Genomic DNA, 25112 nt, shown 5'->3' with positions numbered 1-25112 from the left:
ACGGGAGTCCCCGGCACGCTTCGCCCGCGAAACCGTGCCGCGGACTCCCGTTCGGCATTTCACGGATACGGCATTTCACGGATACGAGGAGAGGAACACATGCGGATCGGACTGGACGTCTTCGGCGCCGAGCGCTTCTACGACGGCGACCACCGCGGGCTGCTCGACCTGGCGGCCGAGGCCGACCGGCGGGGCGTCGACCTGATCACGACGTCGGACCATCTCGGGTTCTCACGGCAGGCGCACGCCGAACGGGTACGGGACAACGACTTCCCGTTCGAACTGGGGCAGCCGTGGCTCGAACCGATGTCGCTCCTGTCGGCAGTGGCCGCGGTGACCGAGCGGGTGGACCTCGGGGTGTACGTGCTGGTGGCCCCGCTGCGCCCGGCACTGCTGCTGGCCAAGCAGATCGCGACGCTGGACGTGTTGTCCCGCGGCCGCACCCGGATCGGGGTGGGGGTGGGCTGGCAGCAGGCCGAGTACGCGGCGGCGGGCATTCCGTTCGAGCGTCGGTTCGGCCGGCTCGAGGAGACGGTGGCCGCGTGCCGCGAACTGTGGGACGCGCCGCCGGCGTCGTTCACCGGCAGCGGATTCGCGTTCGACGACTTCCACAGCCTGCCCCGGCCCGTGCAGACCCGGGTCCCGATCATCTTCGGGATGGCGCCGTCCAAGCGGAACTTCGACCGGATCGCGCGCGTCGGCGACGGCTGGACCGCGGCACCCGCCGACACGGTCCGGCTCGCGGAGAGCATCACGCTGCTGCGCACCTGCTTCGAGGAACAGGACCGCGACCCGGCCGAGGCCGAGGTCCAGATGATGCTGCCGACGGCCGGCGGCTTCGACGCGATGACGGCGTCGGCGCGCGAAGCTCGGGACCTCGGCGTCGACACCGTGCTGGTGCGGCCGTCGGCGCTGGACATCGGCGCCGACGACCTCGACGAATTTCTCACCTGGCTGGTGGGACTCGACGGACGCCGGGACTGACGTCTCAGACGCGCGCGGCGTCGTCCGCGAAGCGGCGGACGGCGTCGAGGCGCGCCCGCGGATCCGACGGGTCGACGTCGTACAGCCGCCACGGCGTGACCCGGCACCGGGTGACGCCGATGTCGGCCAGGGCGCGGTAGCCGTCGATGTCGGAGACGTCGGTGGGGGAGACGTCGATCTCGAACGGCTCGTTCGCCCGGCCGTTTTCGGTGCGCAGTTCGGTCAGGCGCGCGATCGCGTCCTTCAGTTGCACGGTGTCGGTGTTGACGGAGATCCAGCCGTCGGCGAAGCGTGCGGCACGGCGCAGTCCGGCCTCGCTGTGGCCGCCGCCGTAGACGGGCACGGGACGATCCGGCGCGGGGCTGATCATCAACCGGTCGAAGTCGTAGTGCTTGCCGTGGAACTCGACCCATTGGGGTCCGTTGCCGGCGCAGACGGCTCGCAGGATCTGGATGGCCTCGTCGGTCCGGGCGCCGCGGGTGCGCATCTCGGTGCCGGTGAAACGGAACTCCTCGGGAATCCACGACAGTCCGACGCCGATCGCGATCCGGTTGCCGGACATCACCGCCATCGTCGAGACCTGCTTGACGGTGAGCAGCGGGTCACGCAGCGGCAGTTTCAGGACGTTGGTGTAGAAGCCGATTCGCGTGGTGACGGCGGCCATCGCGGTCATTGCGATGAACGGGTCCGGCATCGGGGTCTCGGGGGACCACATCCGCTTGCCGTCGGGCGAGTACGGGTAGTCGGCCGAGACGTGTTCGGGATAGAACACCGAATCCGGCATGGCGATCGCGTCGTAGCCGCACTCGTCGGCCACGCGCGCCAGTTCGATCAGCTCTGGGGTCGCGATCATCGCGCCCGGCAATGCCCACTTCATCGTTCGAACGTAGGGCACGAATCGAGCTGGGGGCGTGACAATCCCGGTAGCAGGGACTGCCACGCCGACCGATCACTCGAGGCGTCCGGGCACCGGGTAGCTGCGCAGCGACAGGCCGAGCTGGCCGGAGATGATCAGGTCGTCGATCGTCTCCTGCAGCTTGTGGCAGGTGGGGACCCATGCGCGACCGTCCTGGGTCCGCGACTCGGCGAACTGGGGGCACGCGTTGTCGGCGTCGTCGAGCCACTGGATGCTGGTGTGGGCATCGCTGTACTTCTCGACGAGCACTCGGTTACCGCAGGTGTTGCAGTTGACGCTTTCCATGGACGGACCTCCTGATTCCTCCGGTGACGGTAGTCACTTCTCGGGCCCCGCGCGTGCAGTTCTCCCACCGAGCGGGAGGCTCGCTCCCGGTGAGTGGGCATGTGCTACTCGCCTGTAACCCGCTTCTACCTGGGCTGTTAGGCTTCGGCCATGTCCGACACCGAGCCCGTCACCGACGCCGACGACGCCGGCTACCCGTCGCTGCCCGCGACCAGCTGGGCGGTTCTGGGGATGCTGACCCTGGGCGAGGGGCTCACCGGATACGACCTCAAGAAGTGGGCCGACTGGAGCATCGGGTTCTTCTACTGGAGCCCGTCGATCAGCCAGGTGTACGGCGAACTCAAGAAGCTCGAGGCCTCCGGGTTGGTGGAATCCGAGATGGTCTCCGAGCCCGGCGAGCGCGGACGTCGCGTCTACACGATCACCGCGCGCGGGACCCGTGCCGTGCGGAACTGGTCCCGTGACGCGCCGGTCGAGCAGCCGGTGCTCAAGCACGGTTTACTGCTCCGGTTGTGGATGGGCCATCTCAACGAGCCCGAGCAGCTGAAGGCGTTGGTGCAGTCGCACATCGACAATATGGAGGACCTCCGGCAGCGCGCGCAGCTGCACGGCGACCACGCCACGCGCGAGCCGGCGTGGGCGTTCTCCAAGATGAGCTTGAAGTGGGCGCAGCGCTACTACCAGTCGGAGATCGACCTCGCGAAGGAACTGCTCGCCGACATCGACGACGCCGCCGAGACGCTCTCGCGGGTGCGCGAACGCGACGAACTCGGCAACCCGATCCCGGAAGTGGCCGGATCCTGGCGTGATGTCGAGGATTTCGTCCAGGGCCTGGGGAAGGGCGAGCAGGGCTGACTGCCCTACCCTCCCTCGGGCCGGTCTGATCGGAACTCAGGCGTACTGCAGTCGGGTGCGCGGCGCCGCCGTGGGCAGGCTCTGCAGACGATTGCGGTGCGTGATCGGTGCGGCGCCGCGGGTGCGTCCGGTCATCGCCTGGAGGATCGAGGCGGCGGCCATTCGCACCGGCGCGGTGTGCCGGTGGTCGAACTTGAGATGGGTGGTCGGCCCGCAGATCGAGATGGCGGCGGTGACCCCTCCGATGGGTCCGACCGGGACCGCGATCATGCCGATGCCGCCGGAGATCTGGCTGACCTCGTACGCGACCCCCATCTCGCGGACCTTGTGCAGTTCCGGCGTGAAGTCGAGGAGGTCCTCGCTGCCGCCCGGCGTGTACGCGAGCAGGGCCTTGCCGATCGCGGAGTTGCGGGCCGGGTAGCGGCTGCCCACGCGGGTCGGTAGCTCGGCGGCGAGGCGACCGCCGACCTTGTCGAGGTAGAGCACGTCGGTGCCGTCGAGCACGCCGAGGTGGACGACGTACCCGGTGACGCGGTGCAGTTCCTGGAGGATCGGGGCCGCCGCGGTGTGCAGGCGGTTCTGATGGACGGCGATCGAGCCGAGCTCCATCAGCCGCGTCCCCAGCTCGTAGTCGCGACCCTCGCGTCGCAGCCACCGCATGTCGACGAGTCGTTCGAGGATCCGGTGCGCCGACGAGCGCGGCAGTCCGGTGCGCTTGACGACCTGGGCGAGCGTGAGGCGGCCGGGGCCGTCGAACGTGTCCAGGACGAGCGAGACTCGCTCGAGAATTGCGGTCGGAGCCGCGTCCGTGGAGTCGTGTGCGGTCATCGATGTCTCCCTCACTGTTGTCGAGCATCGCGGCGAGACCCATCTGACGTGGGTGTTTCGATTAGAAATAATCGCACACGATTCGAGATTTGTGAAGTGGATCACCAAGATCGGTAAACGCCGAAAGGGGGAACCCGGCTGTCCCTGGTGGGACGGGGTTCCCCCTGACGGGAGCGGTGTGCAGTTGTGGAGCGGTCTTACCGTGCAGCTGTGGAGCGGTCTTACATCGCGGCGAGCGGCTCGCTACCGGACCAGTCGTGGCCCCAGTAGCTGTCGGCGGTGATCTCCTCGGACGTGTAGAACGCCTCGTCGACCAGGCTGCCTTCGGTGCCGAACTCGATGTCCCAACCACCGGGGGCGCGGACGTAGAAGGACACCATCTTGTCGTTGGTGTGGCGGCCCAGCGTCGAGGACACCGAGAAACCGTCCTTCATCACGCGGTCGAGCGCCTGGCCGACGGCGTCGAGCGTGTCGACCTCGACCATGATGTGCACCAGGCCGGGGGCTCCGCCGTGCGGGGCCGGGCACAGCGCCAGGCTGTGGTGACGCTGGTTGACACCCAGGAAGCGCACCCGCAGCGGACCGAACTCCGGCGGTGCCGGGATCCGGAAGGCGCCGCGCGGCAGGAAGCCGAGGACGTCGGTGTAGAAGTCGAACGTGCCGTTCGGATCCATCGTGGGCAGCACGACGTGGCCGAGACCCTGTGCGCCGGTGACGAACTTGGCGCCGAACGGGGTGACGACCGGGCTGTGGTCGAGGACCGCGCCGTGGAAGACCTCGAGCGTGGTGCCGGCCGGATCCTGGAAGGTGATGACCTCCTCGACGCGGCGGGCGTCCGCCTCCTCGAGTGAGAGCGGCTTGACCGCGATGCCGGCGCGCTCGACGGCCTCCTTGACCCGGACCAGGGCGGCGTGGTCGCGGACCTCCCAGCCGACGGTGACGACCTCGTCGGTCTCACCCGGCACGACGACGATGCGGGCGGCCCGCTCGTCCACGCGCAGGTAGAGGGCATCGGGGTCCGGGCCGGAGCCCTGTGCGAAGCCGAGCACGTCGAACGCGAAGGTGCGCCAGCGCTCGATGTCGTTGGTCTGGACCTTCACGTAGCCCAGAGCGCGGATGTCGGTGCCGAAGCCGCCGACATTGGGGTTCGTCATGGTTTGTCTCCGTTGTGAATTCGAAGTAGTGCTGATCCAGCGGATCAGATCATGGAACGCAGCGGACCCTGCGGATCCACGCCGAGGCTGCTCAGCGTCGCCGCGTGGTACACGGTGCCGGGGACGTGGATCGCGTGGTGCAGACCCGCGTGTGCGTCACGCCAGAAGCGCTGCATCGGCTTGTCCATGCGCAGTGCGTTGCCGCCGCAGCGGGCGTAGACCTGGTCGATCGCCGTGACGGCCTGCCAGGCGGCGTTGACCTGGGTCTCGCGGCCGAGCGCGCGCTGCTCGAACGTCGGAGTCTTGCCGGCGTCCACCAGATCCCACATGCGATCGACGTTGGCCAGCAGCGAGTCCCGGGCCGCACGCAGCTTCGCGGTGGCCTCGCCCACCGCGAACATCGTGTACGGGTCGTCCTTGACCGCGGTGCCCTGCGGGTTGATCCGCTCGCGCTGGTACTCGTTGGCGTGGTGCAGCACGCCCTCGCAGATGCCGATCGTGGCCGACGTGATGCCGAGCGGGAACATGTTGGACCACGGCATCAGGTAGAGCGTCTCGGTGCGGCCGTACTTGCGCACCGCGGTGCCGTCGATGACCTCGTCGCAGTCCATGACGCGGTAGTCCGGCACGAACGCGTCCTTGACGACGACGTCCTTGGAGCCGGTGCCGCGCAGACCCACGACGTCCCACGAGTCCTCGATGATCTCGTAGTCGGTGCGCGGGATGATCACGTGCAGCATCCGGGGCGGCATCTCCATGCTGCCGTCCGGGTTGCAGGCGAAGGCCCCCAGGAAGGCCCAGTCGCAGTGGTCCGTTCCCGAGGAGAACGACCACTTGCCGGAGAACTTGTATCCGCCGTCGACCGGCACGCACATGCCGCCGGGCATGTACGGCGACGCGAGCCACGTGTCCTGATCCTCGCCCCAGACCTCCTGCTGGACCTTGGGATCGGCGAAGGCCAGCTGCCACGGGTGCACGCCGACGATGCCGTGGACCCAGCCGGCCGACGGATTCAGCGACGCCGTGCGCATGACGGTCTCCGCGAACTCGCGCGGATGGACCTCGAGGCCTCCGTGCTCCTTCGGCTGGAGCATCCGGATCGAGCCGGCCTCCTTCATGCGCTTGGCGGTCGCATCGGCCACCTTGCCGATCCGCTCGGCCTCCACGCCCTCGACGAAGATGTCGTCGGCGGCGGCCTCGATGCGGGACAGGACTTCGTAACTCATCTGGATTTCCTTCTGGGTGGGTGTGGTTCGGCGAACCGGAGGCTAGGAGTTCGCGGGCGAGTTCGGGGCCTGCTTGGCCATGTTCTCGGCGACTTCCTGCTCCCAGCTCGCGACCGCCCGGGTGGTGTCGATCTCGAACTCGAAGCGCTTGGTCATGTCTTCCGTGATGTCTTCGACATCGACGTAGAACTGCTGGTACCAGCGACGCAGCTGGTAGACCGGACCGTCCTCCTCCGACAGCAGCGGGTTGTCGATGGGCGCCTTGTTCTTCCAGATCTCGACGTCCTGCTCGAAGCCCATCTCGACACCCTCGGCGAACTGCGCCGCCATGCCGGTCGACTCCTCCTCCGACAGGCCCGGCAGCTTCTTGACGATCGCGCCGTACTGCAGCACGAACTCGTTGTTGCTCACCGGGTAGTGGCAGTTGATGAGGACGGTCTCGATGGTCTGGCCGTTGGCGTCCGACTCGAGCCAGTCGATCATGTACGACGGGCCGAAGTACGTGGCCTCCGAACGCAGCTCGGCGTTGGGGTCGTCGTAGTTGGTGCCCGAGACGATGTCCTCACGGCCGGTCGAGTGCATGTACTGCGTGGCGGTGTGGCCCTCGAAGACGTTCTTGAAGTAGCGCGGGAACGAGTAGTGGATGTAGAAGAAGTGCGCCATGTCGACGACGTTGTCGACGATCTCGCGGCAGTGCGAACCCTTGATGCGCAGTGTCTTCCAGCTCCAGTCGGTCCACTCGTCGGTGCCGTAGCCCGCGATCTCGGGGATCGTGACGTCGGCCGGCGGCGGGTTGCCCTGCGGGTCGTTCCAGACGTACAGCTGGCCGTTGCGCTCGAGCGTGGTCCACGCGCGGGTCTTGGCGACCGGGGGAACGCGCCGGGCGTAGGGGATGTCGGTGCACTTGCCCTTGCCGTTCCAGCGCCAGTCGTGGAACGGACACGCGATGGTGTCGCCCTTGATCTCGCCCTGGCTCAGGTCGCCGCCCATGTGGCGGCAGTACGCGTCGAGGACGTTGAGCTCGCCCTTGCTGTCGGCGAACACGACCAGCTTGGTGCCGAACGCCTCGATCGAGTGCGGCTTGCCGTCCTTGAAGTCCCGGATGAGACCGAGGCAGTGCCAGCCGCGCGCGAAACGGGTGGGCGCCGCAGCGGCCACGATCTCGCGGATCTCGTCGGTGTCGTTGGTGGGGGCAGCGTCGAATGCCATGTGTTCCTCCGTGCAGTGAGGGGTCACCGTCCTGTGATGCGCCTCATAGAACTCGGCGGCGTGTCGCGCGGGAAGGGCTTCTCCCGCTGGGTGGAACACCCTGGTAGCTGTGGTATAGCACCACGTCGTCCCGCTGCTCACGCGGTCCGTGAGATGCGGGACGGCCGGACACCACGGGGGCCTCCCACCACACGGGACGAACCCTGCCGCCGGCTCGGTCGCGCTGGTTAGCGTCGCGAAGGGCGAAAGGACTGACCATGACACGAATGGCCGGCAAGGTCGTGCTCATCACGGGCGCAGGCAAGGGAATGGGACGCACGCACGCGGTCCGTCTCGCGGAGGAGGGCGCCGACATCCTCGCGATCGACCTCCCCGGGGAGCAGTCGGAGGCCGACCTGGCCGAGACCGCGCACCTCGTGCGGGAACTGGGCCGCCGCGCGGTCACCGGCACCGCGGACATCCGGGACCTCGACGCGCTCACCGCGGCCGTGCAGGCGGGCGTGCGCGAGCTGGGCCCGCTCGACACCGTCGTCGCCAACGCCGGTATCTGCGACAACCCCGGACCGTCGTGGACGATCGACGACGACATCTGGAACCGGTCGATCGACGTCAACGTCACCGGCACGTGGCACACCGTCAAGGCGGGTGTCGCCGAACTGAACCCGGACGGCGGTTCGGTCGTCATCGTCAGCTCCACCGCCGCGATAAAGGCCGTGCCCGGCGCGTCGCACTACTCGGCGGCCAAGCACGCGATCACCGGTCTGTCCAAGACTCTCGCGAACGAACTGGGCAAGCGGTCGATCCGCGTCAACACGATTCACCCCGGCGCCGTCGCGACGCCGATGACGATCAATCCGACGACGTTCGCCCGTCTGCGTCCCGACCTCGAGAACCCGACCGAGGCCGACGTCGCCGAGGTGCTGTCGCAGCGGATGCTGCTGCCGGTGCCGTGGGTGGAGTCGATCGACGTGAGCAATGCGGTGCTGTTCCTGGCATCGGACGAATCCCGGTACGTCACAGGCCTGCAGATGGTCATCGATGCCGGTCAGACCCAGAAGGTGGCGTGATGAGCGGACGTCTCGAAGGCAAGGTCGCGCTGATCACCGGCGCCGCGCGGGGAATGGGCCGCGCGCAGGCGGTGCGCTTCGCGCAGGAGGGCGCCGGCATCATCGCCGTCGACGTGTGCGCGCCCGTCGAACATTCGACCACCCCCGGGGCGTCGCCGGAGGATCTCGCCGAGACCGTGCGGCAGGTGGAGTCGCTGGGCCGCAAGATCTGCGCGTTCGAGGCCGACGTCCGGGACCAGCAGGCGCTGACGTCAGCGGTCGACGCCGGTGTCGAGGCGCTCGGGCGGCTCGACGTCATCTGCGCGACCGCCGGTATCAGCTCGTCCGGTGCCGCCGTCGAGATGGGCGCCGAGCGTTGGCAGACCATGCTCGACGTGAACCTCACCGGCGTGTGGCGCACCTGCAAGGCCGGCATCCCGCACATCGTCGACGGCGGCCGCGGTGGCTCGATCATCCTGATCAGCTCCATCGCGGGTCTGCGCGGACTGGTGAGCGTCGGGCACTACACGGCCGCCAAGCACGGCGTCGTCGGCCTGATGAAGTCGCTGGCGAACGAGCTTGCGCCGCACAGCGTGCGGGTCAACACGATCCATCCCGCGAACACGCGGACCACGATGATCCAGAACGAGTCCACGATGCGGACGTTCTGCCCCGGTGTCGACGAGCCGACGCAGGAACAGTTCGAGGCGGGAACGCAGTCGATGCACCTGCTGCCCGTCGCGATGATCGAACCCGAGGACATCGCCAACGCGAGCCTGTTCCTCGCGTCCGACGAATCCCGCTACATCACCGGCGTGACGTTGCCGGTCGATGCCGGCCACTGCGTGAAGTAGGAGGAGACCTGTGAGGCTCGAGGATCTGCGAGGCCGCACCGCGGTCGTGACCGGTGCGGGCAGCGGGATCGGGGAGGGCGCCGCGCGGTACGCGGCGTCGCTCGGCATGAACGTGGTGCTCGCCGACGTCGCGGCCGAGCGGTTGGACGCCGTCGCCGCCGACCTGCGGGCCGGCGGCGCCGCCGTGCTCGCGATGCCGACCGATGTCCGCGACGCTGCCGCGGTCGACGCGCTCGCCGAAGCCTCCTATGCCGAGTTCGGCGAGGTGACGGTGCTGCTGAACAACGCCGGTCTCGAGTCGCTCGGTTTCACGTGGGAGGTGCCCGCCGACGAGTGGCGGCGGGTGATCGATGTGAACCTGCTCGGCGTCTTCCACGGCATCCGGTCGTTCGTTCCGCGGATGGGCGCCGACCCGCGGCCGTCGCACATCGTCAACACGTGCTCGGTGGGCGGCATCGCGATCACCCCGCGGATGACCGCGTACGCGGCGTCCAAGCACGGCGTCCAGGCGCTCACCGAGAGCGTGTATCTCGAATGCGCCGAGGCGTTCCCGCAGATCGCGGTGTCGGTGTTCAGTCCGGGCCAGGTGGCCACGCGGATCTTCGAGGACGCCCCGGTGCACGAGCAGACCGCGGCCGACGCCGGATTCTGGCGCGACCAGATCCGGGAAGGCATCACCGCGGACGAGGCCGCGAAGCTGCTGTTCGACGGCATCGCCCGCGACGACTTCTGGATCCTCACGCACCCCGAGTCGTTCGAGCGGCTCGCGTCCAAGCGCGCCCGGGTGCTCGGCGAGAAGCTACGTCCCGACGCGCTGTTCGACGGCCGGAACTGAGGGGTGCGGGGCCGGGCGGGAAGGTGTAACAGGTTCCAGTTCTGCCGTAATGCGGTTATCGTGTCGGTGACCCGGGCCACACTGGCCGACCCGGCGCGACGGGCGCGCGCAGCGCTGCCGTCGGATCCGTGCACGCAGAAGGAACACACATGACCGACGAGTTCGACGACCTTCTCCACCGCCCGCGTTTCCTGGCTGACCTGCTGATCACCGCGCTCGAGCGCAACGCCGACCGGCCGGCGCTCTACCTCGGTGACGTCGTGCTCACCGGCGGCCAGATGCGCGACCAGATCAGCAGTTTCGGGCAGGCCCTCGAATCGCTGGGCGTCGGCAAGGGCTCGACCGTCGCGATGCTGTCGAAGAACCGCCCCGAGGTCCTCATCAGTGTGGGCTCGCAGATGATCCTCGGCTGCCGCAACACCGCGCTCGCCCCGATGGGTTCGCTCGACGACCACAGCTACATCCTGGGCGACGCCGAGATCGAGACCCTCATCTTCGACCCGACGGCCTTCGAGGGCCGGGCGGCGGAGCTGAAGGCCGCGGTGCCGACGTTGAAGAATCTGTTCTCGCTCGGCCCCTCCGAGGTGGGCGTCGACATCCTCGAACTGGCGAAGACGTTCGCGCCGCAGCGGTTGGTGGCCGCGGCCGTGGACGGCGACGACCCGTCGAGCATGGTCTACACGGGCGGCACCACCGGTAAGCCGAAGGGCGTGGTCAACACGTTCCGCTCCGGCGTGACGCTGCCGCAGATCCAGATGGCCGAATGGCAGTTCCCGGACGAGATGCGATTCCTCGCGTGCACGCCGCTGTCGCACGCGGGCATGGCGTTCTTCGTGCCGACGCTGATGCGCGGTGGCTCGCTGGTGGTGCTGCCGGCGTTCGAGCCCGGCGCCGTGCTCGAGGCGATCGAGAAGTACAAGATCACCTCGACCATGTTGGTGCCCACCATGATCTACATGCTGCTCGACCACCCGGATCTCGAGACCCGCGACGTCTCGAGCCTGCAGACACTGTTCTACGGCGCCGCCGCGATGTCGCCGTCGCGACTGCAGGAGGGCATCGCGAAGCTCGGACCGATCTTCTTCCAGTACTTCGGGCAGAGTGAGTGCGGCATGACGATCACCGTCATGCGCAAGGAGGAGCACGACCCGGAGAACGTCGAGCGACTCGCGTCGTGCGGCCGCCCCGTGCCGTGGCTCGACGTCCGCCTGCTCGACGACGACCTGAACGAGGTGGCGCAGGGCGAACTCGGCGAGATCTGCGTGCGCGGGCCGCTGGTGATGAAGGAGTACTGGCGCAAGCCGCAGGAGACGGCCGAGGCGCTGCGCGGCGGGTGGCTGCACACCGGTGACATCGCCCGCGCCGACAAGGACGGCTTCCTCTACGTCGTCGACCGCAAGAAGGACATGATCGTCACCGGCGGCTTCAACGTGTTCCCGCGCGAGATCGAGGACGTCATCTCCGGGCACCCCGCGGTCGCGTCCGTCGCGGTCGTCGGTGTGCCCGACGAGAAGTGGGGCGAGGCCGTCAAGGCGTGCGTCGTGCTGCGCGACGGGCAGACGGTGGAGGCGGCCGAACTCGTCGAACGCGTCCGGTCGGCAAAGGGTTCCGTGCATGCACCCAAGTCGGTGGACTTCGTCGACGCGCTGCCGCTGACCCCGCTCGGCAAGCTCGACAAGAAGGCCCTGCGCGCACAGTTCTGGGAGGGCGCCGCGCGCTCGGTGTGATCCGAACGCCGTCCGCGCCGATCCGTCAGAACGGGTCGGCGCGGATGGCCTCGGCGGGGGTTCCGGTGGCGATCAGCCGCTCCCGGGTGGTCTGCACCATCGCCGGCGAACCACACAGCAGCACCTGGTGGTCGACGAAGGCGCCGTGATCGGCGACGACGTCGGCGAGGGTGCCCTCGAGCAGATCGTCCTCGTGGAAGTTGACCGGCCCCACCTCGGCGACGATGCGGTCGTACCACTCGTCGGGCCCGCCCGGATCGGTGACGTCCTCGACGATCGGAACCGTGGTGAGCCACGGCAGTTGCTGCGTGAGAACCCACAGCATGTCCGACGCATACAGATCGGTGGCGGTGCGGCCCCCGACGAACAGGTACACCTGCGGCGGATTCTCGACCTGCAGCAGATCCAGGATGAGCGCCCGCAGCGGGGCCAGGCCCGTGCCGCCCGCGACCATCACCACCACGGCGGGGCCGTCCTCGTCGATGCGGAGATCGCCGCGCGGCGAGGAGATCTGCCACCGATCGCCGGGCCGAGTGTCCTCGACGATGCTGCGGCTCACCCAACCGCCCGGCACCGTCCGCACATGGAACTCCAGCTTGCCGTCGAGCGACGGCGGCAAAGCCGGGGACAACCGGCGCGGCAACCGCGGGTGCTGCGGCACAGCGACGTCGACGTACTGTCCGGCACGGAACGGGACTGGGTCGCCGATCAGACGCACCACCGCCAGATCGTTGCGGAGACGGTGGTGTTCGACGACGGTCGCGGTCCAGGAATCCTGCTGCATGCCGATATTGTCCCCGGTTCGGTGGAACCGTGTGAATGTCAGGTCACGAGGTGACGACGCGGCGGTTGTGCCGCCACTGGGCGGCGCACAGGACGAGGGAGAGGGTGGCGAGCGCAGTCAGCGGGAAGGCCACCGTCGGCAGGGTTTGGACGCTGCGGCCTACGAGTATCGCTCCGTAGCTCACCAGGGGCAGGCCGGTTCCCGCTAATAGGTCCCACTTGCGGGGGCGGTTCGTCGGCGGGCCCCACCACGGCACTCGCAGTCCCCGATTCTCGCGAAGGGTGCGCGACGTGCCGGCTACAGCGAAGCCGACACCGGCGGCAACTGCCGATCCCCCGACGATCCCTGCTGTCCGAGAAGCCGGTGCCACGGCCAGTGCGACGCCCGCGGACACGATTACGACGAACCAGACCCCCACGACCCAACCCCGTTGGGGCGGGGGAGTGTCGGGGCGACCGCGGTCGACCGGTCGCATGGGTGGGATGTCGTGCACGCCGTCAGCTCGCCGTCCCGAACGTGCGGGTGGCCCAGTCCGCGAACGACGTCCAGCCGACGTCCGGGAATTCCGCGTGCAATGCGTCCAGGTCGACCCGGTAGCCGGGGCCGTTGAGGAACCACCACATCGCGTGCATGTCGGGGCTCTCGATCGCGCCGAGGGGCACCTGTTCGAACCGGACCGGCGACCCGATCGCGGCGGTGAGTGCCGCGGCCATGGCCTCGGGAGTCGGCGCGTCGCTTGCCAGTTCGATGCGGCGTCCGGAGAAGGACTCGGGGGAGAGCAGGACGTGCGCGGCGAAGGCGCCCAGATCACGACGATCGAGTTGCTGCAGCGGGCGGTCCTGCGGCAGCGGCAGGTCGAGCACCCCCTCGGTGCGGATCCGGTCCTCGCCGCCGAGCGCGTTGTCGTAGAAGTAGGTGGGCCCGAGGATCGTGTGCGCCAGACCGCTCGACCTCAGATCCGCCTCGATCACCCGCTTGCTCTCGAAATGCGGGACACCGCTGTCCTGGTCCGCGCCCGCGACGGAACTGAACACCAGGTGCGGCACCCGCGCCCGCCCGGCCGCGGTGATGATCGTGCGTCCCTGATCGATCTCGGCGTCGACACCGGACTCGAACGGGGTCGTCATCGCGAAGACCGCCGCGACGTCCGTCATCGCGGCGGCCAACGAGTTCGCGTCGTCGAGCGACCCGGTGACGATCTCGGCGCCACGCTCGGCGAGGGCCCGGGCGCCGGACGAGTTCGGGTTCCGGACCAGGGCGCGCAGCGGTGCACCACGCTCGAGCAGTGCGGTGCACACCGCACGTCCCTGCCCGCCGGTGGCAGCGAGCACGAGAATCGGGTGGTCGGGCATCGGATCTCCTCCGGTCGCGGACACGGGGTGCTGCCGACGCGAGCCTACATCCGGGCCGGGGTCAGTACGAGTGGAACCAGCCTCGGTCGCGCCGCACCGCCACCTCCCGTCGATGCGCGATTCGCCAGCCTTCCGGCGTTCGCCGATACTGCACCGTGTAGTGGCCCGCGACGTGGGCGTGGCGGGTCTCGGTGTCGGACGAGGCGCCCGACCGGAACTCGAAATGTACTCGCGCCGTAGCCTCGTCGCCGTCCAGCACGATCGAGGGAGTGTTGAGCAGATGGATCCCGGACGTCGTGGCGGTGAAGTCGACGCAGAACTGTCGGAGAGCGTCGCGTCCCCGGACCGTGGTGCCGGGGACCGCCCCGACCTGCGCGAGTTCGAACACTCCGTCCACGGTGAACAGCGCCGCCCACGCGTCGGCGTCGCCGGAATCCCACGCCGGCGAGTAGGCGCCCTCCAACTGCAGGACGGCGAGGGTGTCCTCGACCGCCCGCAGCCGGTCCTCGACCGAACCGCCCGGTGGCGGACTCGGTGCGTGCAGCGGTGATGTCGTCGTCATGGTCGGAGTCCTTCGTTCACGCGGCTGCCGGATTGCCGTACTGGCCGTTGACCACCTTGCTCGGCGGCACGAAGCGGTAGCCGTCGTCGGCGAGGTTGGGGGCGTGCGACTGCGCCGAGTAGTGGTAGCGCGGCAGGAACGCGGTCTTCGCGTCGTCGAGCACGTCCTGATCCTCGAGTGCCTTCGCGAGTTCGGTGGCGTCCGTGGTGGATCCGACCTTCTTCGCGGCGGCGGCGACGAGGCCGAACGGGTCGTAGTTGTCGGCCAGGATCAGCGTCGAGGGAATCGATCCCATCGAGGCCATCGCGTCGACCATCGTGTTGACGGCGGCGTCGGACGCGTCGTAGACGGTGCTCGGGAACACCTGCATCACGAGATTGGACGCCGCCCGGGTACCGAGCGCGCCCTCGGGGGCCGGCTTCGCGATCAGCGCCGTGCCGGAGACGGACGTGTTGCCGATCAGCGGGATGTTCCAGTCGAGACGCTCGAGGCTCGAGAGCAGATAGCCCAACGGCGCACCGTAGGCGTCGATGACTAGTGCCTGCGTCCCCTTGTTCTTGAGCGCCTGCAGCTGCGCCGTCATGTCGAGGGCCGCAACGTCGTACTCCTCGGCGCCCGATGCGCTGACGCCCTCGGCGGACAGCGCGTCGTCCATCGCCTGGCCGAAGGCCTCACCGTAGGCGCTGCTGCCGTGGATGACGCCCACCTGCTGGTAGTTCTTGCTCTTCGCGTACCGGGCGATCGACACCGCGTACTCGGTGGGCGACGGGGACAGGTCGAAGTTGAGCGGGAACTGCGCCGGGTCCGAGGAGTCGTTGGTGGGACCGACATTGAAGGAGAGGATCTTGTTCTGCTTCAGGATCGGGAGCGTCGCCGCGGACACCGTGGACGGACCCGAGTTGAGGTACAGGTCCGGCCTCTTGCCGGAATTGATCGCGTCGCGCAGGTTGGACACGGCCTTGGTCGCGTCGCCGCCGTCGTCGGTGACGGTGAGTTCCACCTGGCGGCCGCCGATTCCGCCGTCCTTGTTGACCTGCTCGACGCCGGCCTTGGCGGCGAGGATCGAGGTCTGCGCGTTCGCGGCCAACGATCCCTGACCGCTGATCGCCCCGGTCACCAGGACGCGGAACGGCCCGCTGTCGGACGCCTCGTCGTCGGCCGCCGAACTCGAACAGCCCGCGAGGGTCAACGCGGACACGGCGATCGACGCCACGAGCGCTGAGTGCCGAAACTTCATGCCAGTTACCTCCAGTGGAGACACGACGGATGGCAAGCGGATGCTTGGATGCGCCGACACTAGGGGTGTGACACGGGTCGCGTCAACGACCTCGGCTCACCGTGCGCGTGTCGAATGAATCTGCGCGACAGTGTGTTTCGAGTCCACTAGTCCGGTCGGGCGACGGATTCCACGGGTGCTCCCGCTGGGTGGGCCGTTTCAGCGCAGCGGGTCGTGCGAGATGGCCTCGACCGGAGTGCCCGCCCGCTGCAACGCGTACGCGGTGGTCTTGACCATCGACGGCGAACCGCAGATCTGGACCTGCCGGTCGGCCCACGATCCGAAGCGGCTCACCACGGCGCCGATCGGCCCGCGCAGTCGCTGGTGCAAGCCGTGTGGCGGTTCGAGCACCGGATACGGGTGCCACCACGGGTTCTCGTCCTCCTCGGTGACCGGGACGATGGTGAGCCACGGGTTGCTCAGCGACAGATGCCAGAGCGTCTCGATGTCGTACAGGTCGCACGGGTAGGCGCCGCCGACGAACAGGTGTACGCGCGGATTGATCCCCCGGTGCGCCATGTCCATCACCTGGGCGCGCAGCGGGGCCAGGCCGGTGCCGCCCGCGATCATCAGCACGTCCCGGTCGCTCGCGAGGTCCACGTGCAGGCCGCCGAGCGGAGAGCTGATCTGCCAGCGGTCCCCGACCGCCGTCTCGTTCACCATCGCCGGGCTCACCCACCCGCCGGAGACCCGCCGCACGTGGAACTCGATCTGGCCGAACGGGTTCGTCGGGATCGCGGGCGAGAGATAGCGCCACATCTGCGGCCGCTGCGGAATCTGCACGCTCACGTACTGGCCGGCCGCGTACGGGATCGGTGAGTCGCACTCGAGGCGGATGATGGCGAGGTCGCGCAGCACCCGCTCGTGACCGACGACGGTGGCACCCCAGAGGGCCGGGAAGTCGTCGGCGTCGGCGGCGTCGGACATCGTGGTGGTGATCAGCGCGATCATCTCCCGCCACGCGGCGTCGCTCTCCGGGCTCCACGGCTCGTCCGAGTCGACGTCGCGAGCCGCGTCCAGCAGGGCGTTGCCGGCGGCGGCGTAGTGCTCGCGCTCGACACCGTACTTGCGGTGGTCGCGACCGAGCTGGGCGAGGAACGGTAGCAGGCGATCGGTGTCGTCGAGCCCGCGCACGATGAACTCGACCGCGGAGACCAGCTTCGCGCGCTGCGCGTCCATCCCGGCCGGGAACAGCGACCGGCACTGCGGGAGCCGTCCGAAGAACTGCGTGTAGAAGGTGCGGGCGAAGCGGTCGCGGTGGCCGGGGGACGCGGTGACGGTAGTGAAAAGTGAGCGGATGAGCCCGATCTCGGCCGTGTCCACGTCGTCCTCCCTCGCGTGTTCCTGGCCCGGGCGTGGGAAACCGACCGGCACCGCATACCAGTGTGCACCGCGCCGGACGGTGTCCCGGTGGTGGCCTCGCCGACCGTGGGGGAAATCTCTTCGATATTGTCGAAGTTGAGCGGAACAGACTCAAGGTTTCGTTCGTTGAGGGTAACGACAGCCGTACGGATCCGTCCGCCGCGGCACAATGCTTACGTTCGTTCGTCGCAAGGAAGGTGACCAGTGGACTCGTTCTCTCCCACCACCAAGACCCAGGCCGCGCTGACGGCTGCGTTGCAGTCCGCGGCCGCGGCGGGCAATCCGGACATCCGGCCCGCGCACCTGCTCGTGGCGCTGCTCGACCAGACCGACGGCATCGCTGCGCCGCTGCTCAAGGCCGTCGGGGTCGATCCGACGGTGGTGCGGCGCGAGGCGCAGGTCATCGTCGACCGGCTGCCGCGGGCCACCGGTGCCACCACCCAGCCGCAACTCGGCCGCGAGGCCCTCGCCGCCATCACGTCGGCGCAGCACCTGGCCACCGAACTCGACGACGAGTACGTCTCCACCGAGCACGTCATGGTGGGGCTCGCCGCCGAGGACTCGGACGTCGCGAAGCTGCTCGTCGGGCACGGCGCCACCCCGGAGGCGCTGCGCGACGCGTTCACCGCCGTCCGCGGTAGCGCGCGCGTCACCAGCCCCGACCCGGAGGGCAGCTACCAGGCGCTCGAGAAGTACTCGACCGACCTCACCGCCCGCGCCCGCGAGGGCAAGCTCGACCCGGTGATCGGCCGCGACACGGAGATTCGCCGCGTCGTGCAGGTGCTGAGCCGGCGCACCAAGAACAACCCGGTGCTCATCGGCGAACCCGGCGTCGGCAAGACCGCGATCGTCGAGGGGCTCGCACAGCGCATCGTCGCCGGTGACGTCCCGGAGTCGCTGCGCGGCAAGACCGTCATCTCCCTCGACCTCGGGTCGATGGTGGCCGGCGCCAAGTACCGCGGCGAGTTCGAGGAACGCCTCAAGGCCGTGCTCGATGACATCAAGAACTCGGCCGGCCAGGTCATCACGTTCATCGACGAACTGCACACCATCGTCGGTGCCGGCGCGACGGGCGAGTCGGCGATGGACGCCGGCAACATGATCAAGCCGATGCTCGCCCGCGGTGAGCTGCGGCTGGTCGGTGCCACCACGCTCGAGGAGTACCGCCAGTACATCGAGAAGGACGCCGCGCTCGAACGCCGGTTCCAGCAGGTGCTGGTCGGGGAGCCGTCCGTCGAGGACACCGTCGGCATCCTGCGCGGCCTCAAGGAACGCTACGAGGTGCACCACGGCGTGCGCATCACCGACTCGGCGCTGGTCGCCGCCGCGACGCTGTCGGACCGCTACATCACCTCGCGCTTCCTCCCCGACAAGGCGATCGACCTCGTCGACGAGGCCGCGTCGCGCCTCCGCATGGAGATCGACTCGCGTCCCGTCGAGATCGACGAGGTGGAACGCACCGTGCGCCGCCTCGAGATCGAGGAGATGGCGCTGACCAAGGAGACCGACGCCGCGTCCAAGGAGCGGCTCGAGAAGCTGCGCGAGGAACTCGCGGACGACCGGGAGAAGCTGCGTCAGCTCACCGCCCGCTGGCAGAACGAGAAGAACGCCATCGACTCGGTGCGCGAGGTCAAGGAGCAGCTCGAGGCGCTGCGCGGCGAGGAGGAACGCGCCGAACGCGACGGCGACCTCGGCAAGGTCGCCGAGCTGCGCTACGGCCGGATCCCCGAGCTGGAGAAGCAGCTCGAGGCCGCCGCGGCCGTGTCGGACGGGGCGTCCGACGGAGCCGTCATGCTCAAGGAGGAGGTCGGCCCGGACGACGTCGCCGACGTCGTCGCCGCATGGACCGGCATCCCCGCCGGCCGCATGATGGAAGGCGAGACCGCCAAGCTGCTGCGCATGGAGACCGAACTCGCCAAGCGGGTCGTCGGGCAGACCGAAGCGGTGCAGGCTGTGTCGGACGCGGTGCGCCGCGCCCGGGCCGGCGTCGCCGATCCGAACCGGCCCACCGGATCGTTCCTGTTCCTCGGCCCCACCGGTGTCGGCAAGACCGAGCTCGCGAAGGGGTTGGCGGACTTCCTGTTCGACGACGAACGCGCGATGGTGCGCATCGACATGTCGGAGTACAGCGAGAAGCACTCGGTGGCTCGGCTCGTCGGCGCCCCTCCCGGCTACGTCGGCTACGAGTCGGGCGGGCAGCTCACCGAGGCGGTGCGACGCCGGCCGTACACCGTGGTGCTGTTCGACGAGGTCGAGAAGGCGCACCCGGACGTCTTCGACATCCTGCTGCAGGTGCTCGACGACGGCCGCCTCACCGACGGCCAGGGGCGCACGGTCGACTTCCGCAACACCATCCTGATCCTCACCTCCAACCTCGGTGCGGGCGGTGACCGGGACCAGGTGATGGCGGCGGTGCGGTCGGCGTTCAAGCCGGAGTTCGTCAACCGGCTCGACGACGTCGTCGTCTTCGACCCGCTCTCGGAGGAGCAGCTCGAGTCGATCGTCGACATCCAGCTCGACCAGCTGGCAACCCGTCTCGCGGCGCGCCGACTCACGCTGGAGGTGTCGGACGGGGCGCGGCTGTGGCTCGCGGTGCGCGGCTACGACCCGCTGTACGGCGCCCGTCCGCTGCGGCGCCTCATCCAGCAGGCGATCGGCGACCAGCTCGCCAAGCTGCTCCTCGCGGGCACCGTCCGGGACGGCGACACCGTGCCGGTGACCGTCTCCGAGGACGGGGATCGTCTGGTGCTGGGCTAGGCGCTGCGCGCCCGTGCGCCTTTTCGGTAGTACGCACTACCGAAAAGGCGCACGGGCCGAAGGCCTCAGCCCGTGAACGGCGGGACGAAGAAGCACGGCACCGGACGCGGATTCGCCGGGTCCAGCGCATTGAGCACGTGCGTGGCTGCGATCGGGTCGGCGGCGATGCCCGCGTGCTCGGCGTAGTCGAGTGCGCAGCCGTCCTGCACGACGATGTTGGTGGCGTTCGGGGCCTCGACGAACCCGGCGGTGTACGGGACGACGGCCTCGTCGTAGCGGGTCATGATGTTGGTGTACGTCACCTGCGGCACGTACGGCCCACCTTCGTTCATCTTGTTCATGAAGTCGGTACCGGCCGCCATCTGGAAGCATGCCCCGCACAGCTTCTCGACCGTGTCGGCCTGCACCTGCTCGAGCCCCGCACGCTTGACGGCCGGTGCCAGCTGCGAGACACCGAGCGCGTCGACGCCCTTCCACAGGGGCGCCAGCGATACGTACTTGTCCACCTTGTCGGCACCGCCCAGGAACTTGAGGTAGTAGCTGGGCATCAACGTGCCCTGTGAGTGTCCGACGACATTCACCTTCGACGCCCCGGTCGCGGCGAGCACTCGGTCGACGAACTGCCCGAACTGCTGCGCGCTCTGCTCGATCGGCAGCATCCCGCCGATCGCGCTCACCGGCCACGGCATCCCGGGCACCCCACCGTAGGTCAGGGCGAACACGCAGTAGCCCTCGTTGGCGAGCAGCGGCGCGTACTTGCCCCAGTTGGTCTGCTGCCCACCGCCGGTGCCGTGTACCAGGATCACCGGTTCGGGATGCTCGGCGGTGGGCTTGCACGAGAAGTCGTTGGAGCCGGGCAGCGAGCCGGCCGGATTGATCAGCTCCGGCGGGATGCCGGAGAAGAAGCCGTCGGGCACAGCGAGCGGCGGGGTCGGCGCGGCCTGCGCGGTACCCGCTGCCAGGAGTATGGTCGAGGCTGCTATTGCAAGTCCTGCGAACAACTTTCGCACGTGAGCTCCCTGTCTCGGTGTGACGTCCCGACCGCTCGGGGGAACCTAGCACGAGCGGTACCGGCCGTAACGTGAAATGCGTGGACTGAAACGTTCGGACCCGCATCGCCGACAGGCAGGGTGAACCGACTACTGGAGGGGTGCACGAATGGGATCGGCTGCAGATATCACGTCCTGGCTGGCGGAGGGGTACCTCGCGGGTGACCCGATCCGGTATCCGCTCTACGTCGGCTCGATGTTCCTGGCGATGCCACTCCAGCTTCTGGGTCTCATCACGGGGCATCCTTTCTGACAACCGCTTTCGCTCCGATTCGTGGTGCGGTCTGCCCCGCCGTCGTCGATACTCGGGTGACCGGAGAACCCCACGCGCAGAGAGCGACCGCGACATGGCCACGAACAGTTCGAAGAACGCCGACGGTGTGCTCGCGCCGTCCGACCTGATCGATCAGCGCATCGAGGAACTGGGTGACTGGCGCGGCGAGAAGCTCGCCGAGATCCGGGAACTGGTGCACCGCGCGGATCCCGAGGTCGTCGAGGAATGGAAGTGGCGCGGGGTCCCGACGTGGTCCCACGCCGGGATGATCTGCACCGGCGAGACGTACAAGAAGATCGTCAAGGTCACGTTCGCCAAGGGTGCATCGCTGGACGACCCGACGGGGATGTTCAATTCGAGCCTCGAGGGAAACACCCGACGTGCCATCGATTTCCACGAGGACGACGAGATCGACGGTGCGGCGTTCGCGGCCCTCGTGCGGGCTGCTGTGCAGCTGAACCTGTCGAAGTAATGGATACGGCGAAGGCCCGGCACCTCACCACAGGTGCCGGGCCTCCGCCGTCATGCAGCGATCACCCCTCCAGGATCGCGAAGCCCTTGTAGCCGGAATCGGCGACCTCCGTGATGATCTGGCGGTAGCCGGCGAAGCCGCCGAGGAACGGCATGAACACCCGCGGGCGGCCGGGGATGTTGGCGCCGAGGTACCACGAGTTCGCGGTGTTCAGCAGCGATGCCTCGGCGCGGGTGCGGCATTCCTCGACCCAGTCGGCCACGGCCTCCGGTGTGCCCTCGATCGCCGCGGCACCGCGGTCGTCGAGGTAGGCGATCGCGTCGGCGACCCAGTCGACGTGGAGTTCGGAGTGCAGCACCATGTTCGCCAGCACCGACGGGCTACCGGGCCCGGTGAGGTTGAAGAAGTTGGGGAAGCCGTCGATGCCGAGACCGAGGTAGGTTTCGGGGCCGGCAGCCCACTTCTCCTTCAGCGACTGCCCGCCGCGGCCGACGATGTCGAGCTTGTCGAGCGAGCCGGTCATGGCGTCGAACCCGGTGGCGAGGACGATCGCGTCGAGGTCGTAGTGGGCCTCGGTGGTGTTGACACCCGCGGCGTCCATGCCGACGATCGGGGTGGCCTTGAGATTGACCAATTCGACGTTGTCGCGGTTGTAGGTCTCGTAGTAGCCGCTGTCGGTGACGATGCGCTTGGCGCCGATCGCGTGGTCGTCGGGGATGAGCAGATCGGCGATCGCGGGATCGTCGATGACGGCGCGGACCTTCTCCTCCCAGAACTCGCGGGCGGCGTCGTTCGCGGCCTGGTCGGTCAGCTGGTCGGGGAACGTCTTGGAGTAGAGGACACCGCCGAGCTTCCAGCGCTCCTCGTACGCGGCGCGGCGTTCCTCCTCGGTTGCCTCGAGCGTCAGCTTGGGGTGCGCGCGGTGCGGCGAGCCGCCACCGGACTCCCACGACAGCCGGCGTCGTTCCGCGTAGTTGGCCTTCTGCTCGGCGCGGGTGGCGTCGTCGAGCGGGGCGTTGCCGGCGGGGACGCTGTAGTTCGCCGACCGCTGGAACACGAACAGCTTGTCGGCCTGCTCGGCGATGTGCGGGATCGACTGGATGCCCGACGAGCCGGTGCCGATCACCCCTACCCGCTTGCCGTTGAAGTCGACGCCGTCGTGGGGCCAGTGCGCGGTGTGGAAGACGTCGCCGGCGAAGGTGTCGAGGCCGTCGAAGTCGGGGGTGTTGGCGTTCGACAGCGGACCCGCGGCGACGACGAAGAAGCGCGCCGAGACGACGTCGCCGCGGTTGGTGCGGACGGTCCAGCGCAGCGTCTCCTCGTCGAGGGTCGCGGACGTGACGCGGGTGTCGAACTGGATGTCGCGGCGCAGATCGAAGCGATCGGCGACGTGCTCGAGGTAGGCGAGGATCTCCGGCTGGGTGGCGTACTTCTCGCTCCAGTCCCATTCCTGCTCGAGCTCCGGGGAGAACGAGTACGAGTAGTCCACGGACTCGACGTCGCAGCGGGCGCCGGGGTAGCGGTTCCAGTACCAGACGCCGCCGACGCCGGACGCGGCCTCGAAGGCGCGGACCGTCAGACCCTGCTGACGGAACCGGTGTACCGCGTAGAGTCCCGCGACGCCCGCGCCGACCACGACGACGTCGAACGAAGCGGTGGTCCCCAGTGCCGAATCCTGTCCGTTCACGAAAACTGTCCTTCCACGAGCGTGAGCTGCCGGCCCGGATCGGACCAGACCTCACGGTTCTTGCGATGAATTCACGCTATGGCCGTGTGAACCACGTGACAGCGGACCGTCCCGCCCAGCGGGTCGTTTCCCTGGAACAGGGACTTTCGGCGAGCGACGAAACCGGCTTCTTGCAGGGCGGATGCCGCCCCGGTGCAGGCGCGGCAGGCTCCCACCACGAGGGACGATTCCGGCCCACGGGAGCCTCGGTAGCCTGGGCGACGTGCCGACCCCGAACCCCGATCCGACGAGTGCCCGCCTCGACAGCTGGATGTGGGCGGTGCGGCTGTTCAAGACGCGTTCGCAATCCGCGTCGGCGTGCCGTTCCGGTCATGTCCGGGTGAACGGGACGGCCGCGAAGGCGTCGGTGCAGGTCAAGCCGGGGGATGAGGTGCGGGTGCGGATCGCCGGGCGCGAACGGATCGTCGTCGTGGTCCGGCCGGTCGCGAAACGGGTCGGCCCGCCGATCGCGGCCGAGTGCCTGCAGGACAACAGCCCGCCGCCGCCGTCGCCGGAGTTGATCGCGTCGATCCCGCGGCGTGACCGGGGCGCGGGCCGGCCCACCAAACGCGAGCGCCGGGACATGGAGAAATTCCGCGGCTCGCGGGCTTCAGACGGATCTCAGAATCCGGATCTACCCTGAACTGTCGGCGCCCGGACGGAAGAGAGCAGGCCCGCCCCATGACCAACCCCGAGGATCCGCGCACTCCGCAGGAACGCGCATACGACCCGGCCGAGCAGCAGGCGCCGGACGAGACCGTCCAGTGGGCCCGCCCCGCGGACGGCCCGACCCAGCAGCTCGGGCCGGTCGGGACGCCGGCCCCGGAGCAGCCGACCGAGCAGTACTACACGGCCGACCCGTACCAGGCGTACGGCGCGCAGGCCCCCGAGGCGACGCAGGCGTACCCGACGCAGGCGTATCCGGCGTACGACCCGCGCTACGACCCGCAGGCCGCGCCGCCGAACGCGACACAGGCGTATCCGACCTACTACGGCGCAGGTGGCTACCCGCCGGGCGGCTACCCGCCGCCCGGACAGCCACCCACCGGTGAGGTCCCGCCACTCGAGAACGGTCCGGGCAACAAGCCCGGACGCCGGGTGGGACTGTGGGCGGCGGTCGGCGCCGGCGTGGTGCTGCTGGCGCTGGGCCTGATCGTCGGGTTGATGCTGAACGGGAACTCCGACGAGAGCGACACCGCGGCCGCGCCCTCGCCGCGGACCTCGGCGCCTGCCGTCCCGCCCCGTGCGGGTGCGCCGACGACGGAACCCGAGACCACCTCGCCCTTCGAGAACCTGCCCGGTGGCATCGGTGACGTCATCGGCAACGCCGGGACGGCGATGGGCACGATCACCGCCAACGACGGTGGCACTCTCACCATCGACGGGCTCGGCGGAACCACGATCACCGTCAAGACCACGCCCGACACCTCGCTCATCTCGTTGACCGCGAACAGCATCGCCGAACTGAAGCCCGGCGAGTCGGTGCTGGTGCAGGGCGACAAGGTGAAGGACGGCACCCTCACCGCGAAGTTGATCATCGGCACCACGCTTCCCGAGTTCGGTAACTGACTCGCGGCAC

At 68.8% G+C, this 25112-nt stretch carries 24 protein-coding genes; 11 read left to right on the top strand and 13 right to left on the bottom strand.

What is annotated here, in order from left to right:
• The first annotated feature begins 99 nt into the window (after positions 1 to 99).
• Entirely contained in the window at positions 100 to 984 is an 885-nt protein-coding gene (locus tag C7H75_RS20810; protein WP_106851762.1) for a TIGR03619 family F420-dependent LLM class oxidoreductase, read from the top strand.
• 4 nt (positions 985 to 988) lie between these two features.
• Here the strand turns inward: C7H75_RS20810 and C7H75_RS20805 are convergent, their stop codons facing one another.
• On the bottom strand, positions 989 to 1861 hold the full coding sequence (locus C7H75_RS20805) for a TIGR03619 family F420-dependent LLM class oxidoreductase (RefSeq protein WP_106851761.1): 873 nt from the start codon (positions 1859 to 1861) through the stop codon (positions 989 to 991).
• Positions 1862 to 1933: 72 nt separating this feature from the next.
• A complete protein-coding gene (locus tag C7H75_RS20800) occupies positions 1934 to 2185 on the bottom strand; it encodes a hypothetical protein (RefSeq protein ID WP_005517705.1) in 252 nt (83 codons plus the stop codon).
• 150 nt (positions 2186 to 2335) lie between these two features.
• Between C7H75_RS20800 and C7H75_RS20795 the strand changes: the two genes are divergently transcribed.
• Positions 2336 to 3040, top strand: coding sequence for a PadR family transcriptional regulator (locus C7H75_RS20795; RefSeq protein ID WP_005517706.1), 705 nt, complete (start codon positions 2336 to 2338; stop codon positions 3038 to 3040).
• A gap of 36 nt (positions 3041 to 3076) precedes the next feature.
• On the opposite strand, the gene C7H75_RS20790 is transcribed toward C7H75_RS20795, so the two are convergent.
• From C7H75_RS20790 to C7H75_RS20775, 4 genes are all read right to left on the bottom strand, one after another.
• A complete protein-coding gene (locus tag C7H75_RS20790) occupies positions 3077 to 3868 on the bottom strand; it encodes an IclR family transcriptional regulator (protein ID WP_005517707.1) in 792 nt (263 codons plus the stop codon).
• Positions 3869 to 4089: 221 nt separating this feature from the next.
• The gene (bphC, locus tag C7H75_RS20785) at positions 4090 to 5022 is read right to left on the bottom strand and encodes a biphenyl-2,3-diol 1,2-dioxygenase (RefSeq protein WP_005517708.1); all 933 of its coding nucleotides are present in this window, start codon (positions 5020 to 5022) and stop codon (positions 4090 to 4092) included.
• Between the two features lie 44 nt (positions 5023 to 5066).
• A complete protein-coding gene (locus C7H75_RS20780; RefSeq protein WP_005517709.1) occupies positions 5067 to 6248 on the bottom strand; it encodes an acyl-CoA dehydrogenase family protein in 1182 nt (393 codons plus the stop codon).
• A 42-nt stretch (positions 6249 to 6290) separates the two neighbouring features.
• Positions 6291 to 7457: a 3-ketosteroid-9-alpha-monooxygenase, oxygenase component gene (locus C7H75_RS20775; RefSeq protein WP_005517710.1), complete on the bottom strand. Its 1167-nt coding sequence runs from the start codon at positions 7455 to 7457 to the stop codon at positions 6291 to 6293.
• A gap of 257 nt (positions 7458 to 7714) precedes the next feature.
• On the opposite strand from C7H75_RS20775, the gene C7H75_RS20770 reads away from it, so the two are divergent.
• From C7H75_RS20770 to C7H75_RS20755, 4 genes are all read left to right on the top strand, one after another.
• Positions 7715 to 8524 carry a mycofactocin-coupled SDR family oxidoreductase gene (locus C7H75_RS20770; RefSeq protein WP_106851760.1) on the top strand — a complete coding sequence of 270 codons (810 nt, stop codon included), beginning with the start codon at positions 7715 to 7717 and terminating at the stop codon, positions 8522 to 8524.
• The gene (locus C7H75_RS20765; RefSeq protein WP_064059132.1) at positions 8524 to 9357 is read left to right on the top strand and encodes a mycofactocin-coupled SDR family oxidoreductase; all 834 of its coding nucleotides are present in this window, start codon (positions 8524 to 8526) and stop codon (positions 9355 to 9357) included. The genes C7H75_RS20770 and C7H75_RS20765 overlap by 1 nt, the downstream gene beginning before the upstream one ends.
• 10 nt (positions 9358 to 9367) lie before the next feature.
• The gene (locus C7H75_RS20760; protein ID WP_106851759.1) at positions 9368 to 10192 is read left to right on the top strand and encodes an SDR family NAD(P)-dependent oxidoreductase; all 825 of its coding nucleotides are present in this window, start codon (positions 9368 to 9370) and stop codon (positions 10190 to 10192) included.
• A 149-nt stretch (positions 10193 to 10341) separates the two neighbouring features.
• Positions 10342 to 11919: an AMP-binding protein gene (locus C7H75_RS20755; protein ID WP_106851758.1), complete on the top strand. Its 1578-nt coding sequence runs from the start codon at positions 10342 to 10344 to the stop codon at positions 11917 to 11919.
• A 25-nt stretch (positions 11920 to 11944) separates the two neighbouring features.
• Here C7H75_RS20755 and C7H75_RS20750 read toward each other — a convergent pair whose 3' ends face one another.
• From C7H75_RS20750 to C7H75_RS20730, 5 genes are all read right to left on the bottom strand, one after another.
• The gene (locus tag C7H75_RS20750; RefSeq protein WP_005517716.1) at positions 11945 to 12703 is read right to left on the bottom strand and encodes an FAD-binding oxidoreductase; all 759 of its coding nucleotides are present in this window, start codon (positions 12701 to 12703) and stop codon (positions 11945 to 11947) included.
• 497 nt (positions 12704 to 13200) lie between these two features.
• Positions 13201 to 14055, bottom strand: a complete 855-nt coding sequence (locus tag C7H75_RS20745) for an NmrA/HSCARG family protein (protein ID WP_022597850.1) — start codon at positions 14053 to 14055, stop codon at positions 13201 to 13203.
• 61 nt (positions 14056 to 14116) lie between these two features.
• The gene (locus tag C7H75_RS20740; RefSeq protein ID WP_022597848.1) at positions 14117 to 14617 is read right to left on the bottom strand and encodes a nuclear transport factor 2 family protein; all 501 of its coding nucleotides are present in this window, start codon (positions 14615 to 14617) and stop codon (positions 14117 to 14119) included.
• A 16-nt stretch (positions 14618 to 14633) separates the two neighbouring features.
• Entirely contained in the window at positions 14634 to 15854 is a 1221-nt protein-coding gene (locus C7H75_RS20735) for an ABC transporter substrate-binding protein (protein ID WP_106851757.1), read from the bottom strand.
• A gap of 198 nt (positions 15855 to 16052) precedes the next feature.
• Complete coding sequence (locus tag C7H75_RS20730) at positions 16053 to 17216, bottom strand: FAD-binding oxidoreductase (protein WP_022597844.1); 1164 nt, start codon at positions 17214 to 17216, stop codon at positions 16053 to 16055.
• 243 nt (positions 17217 to 17459) lie between these two features.
• Here C7H75_RS20730 and clpB point away from each other — a divergent pair, with 243 nt between their 5' ends.
• Positions 17460 to 20012 carry an ATP-dependent chaperone ClpB gene (clpB, locus tag C7H75_RS20725; RefSeq protein ID WP_005517724.1) on the top strand — a complete coding sequence of 851 codons (2553 nt, stop codon included), beginning with the start codon at positions 17460 to 17462 and terminating at the stop codon, positions 20010 to 20012.
• 65 nt (positions 20013 to 20077) lie between these two features.
• On the opposite strand, the gene C7H75_RS20720 is transcribed toward clpB, so the two are convergent.
• Positions 20078 to 21022 (bottom strand): alpha/beta fold hydrolase, encoded by a 945-nt coding sequence (locus tag C7H75_RS20720; protein ID WP_013417158.1) that lies wholly within the window; start codon positions 21020 to 21022, stop codon positions 20078 to 20080.
• Between the two features lie 148 nt (positions 21023 to 21170).
• On the opposite strand from C7H75_RS20720, the gene C7H75_RS26025 reads away from it, so the two are divergent.
• Together C7H75_RS26025 and C7H75_RS20715 are read left to right on the top strand one after the other, a co-directional pair.
• Entirely contained in the window at positions 21171 to 21314 is a 144-nt protein-coding gene (locus C7H75_RS26025; protein ID WP_005517726.1) for a hypothetical protein, read from the top strand.
• A gap of 94 nt (positions 21315 to 21408) precedes the next feature.
• Complete coding sequence (locus C7H75_RS20715; protein WP_005517727.1) at positions 21409 to 21807, top strand: DUF1801 domain-containing protein; 399 nt, start codon at positions 21409 to 21411, stop codon at positions 21805 to 21807.
• A gap of 61 nt (positions 21808 to 21868) precedes the next feature.
• Here C7H75_RS20715 and C7H75_RS20710 read toward each other — a convergent pair whose 3' ends face one another.
• Positions 21869 to 23494 carry a flavin-containing monooxygenase gene (locus tag C7H75_RS20710; protein WP_022597840.1) on the bottom strand — a complete coding sequence of 542 codons (1626 nt, stop codon included), beginning with the start codon at positions 23492 to 23494 and terminating at the stop codon, positions 21869 to 21871.
• Between the two features lie 262 nt (positions 23495 to 23756).
• On the opposite strand from C7H75_RS20710, the gene C7H75_RS20705 reads away from it, so the two are divergent.
• Together C7H75_RS20705 and C7H75_RS20700 are read left to right on the top strand one after the other, a co-directional pair.
• Entirely contained in the window at positions 23757 to 24176 is a 420-nt protein-coding gene (locus tag C7H75_RS20705) for an Hsp15 family ribosome-associated heat shock protein (protein ID WP_005517730.1), read from the top strand.
• A 38-nt stretch (positions 24177 to 24214) separates the two neighbouring features.
• Positions 24215 to 25102: a DUF5666 domain-containing protein gene (locus tag C7H75_RS20700; protein WP_022597838.1), complete on the top strand. Its 888-nt coding sequence runs from the start codon at positions 24215 to 24217 to the stop codon at positions 25100 to 25102.
• Positions 25103 to 25112 lie beyond the last annotated feature (10 nt).

This window comes from Rhodococcus (subgen. Prescottella) equi (assembly GCF_003013675.1).
Classification (GTDB): Bacteria; Actinomycetota; Actinomycetes; order Mycobacteriales; family Mycobacteriaceae; genus Prescottella; species Prescottella equi.
The sequence above is the reverse complement of the archived record's forward strand: the minus strand, read 5'-3'. Positions and strand labels throughout refer to the sequence as shown.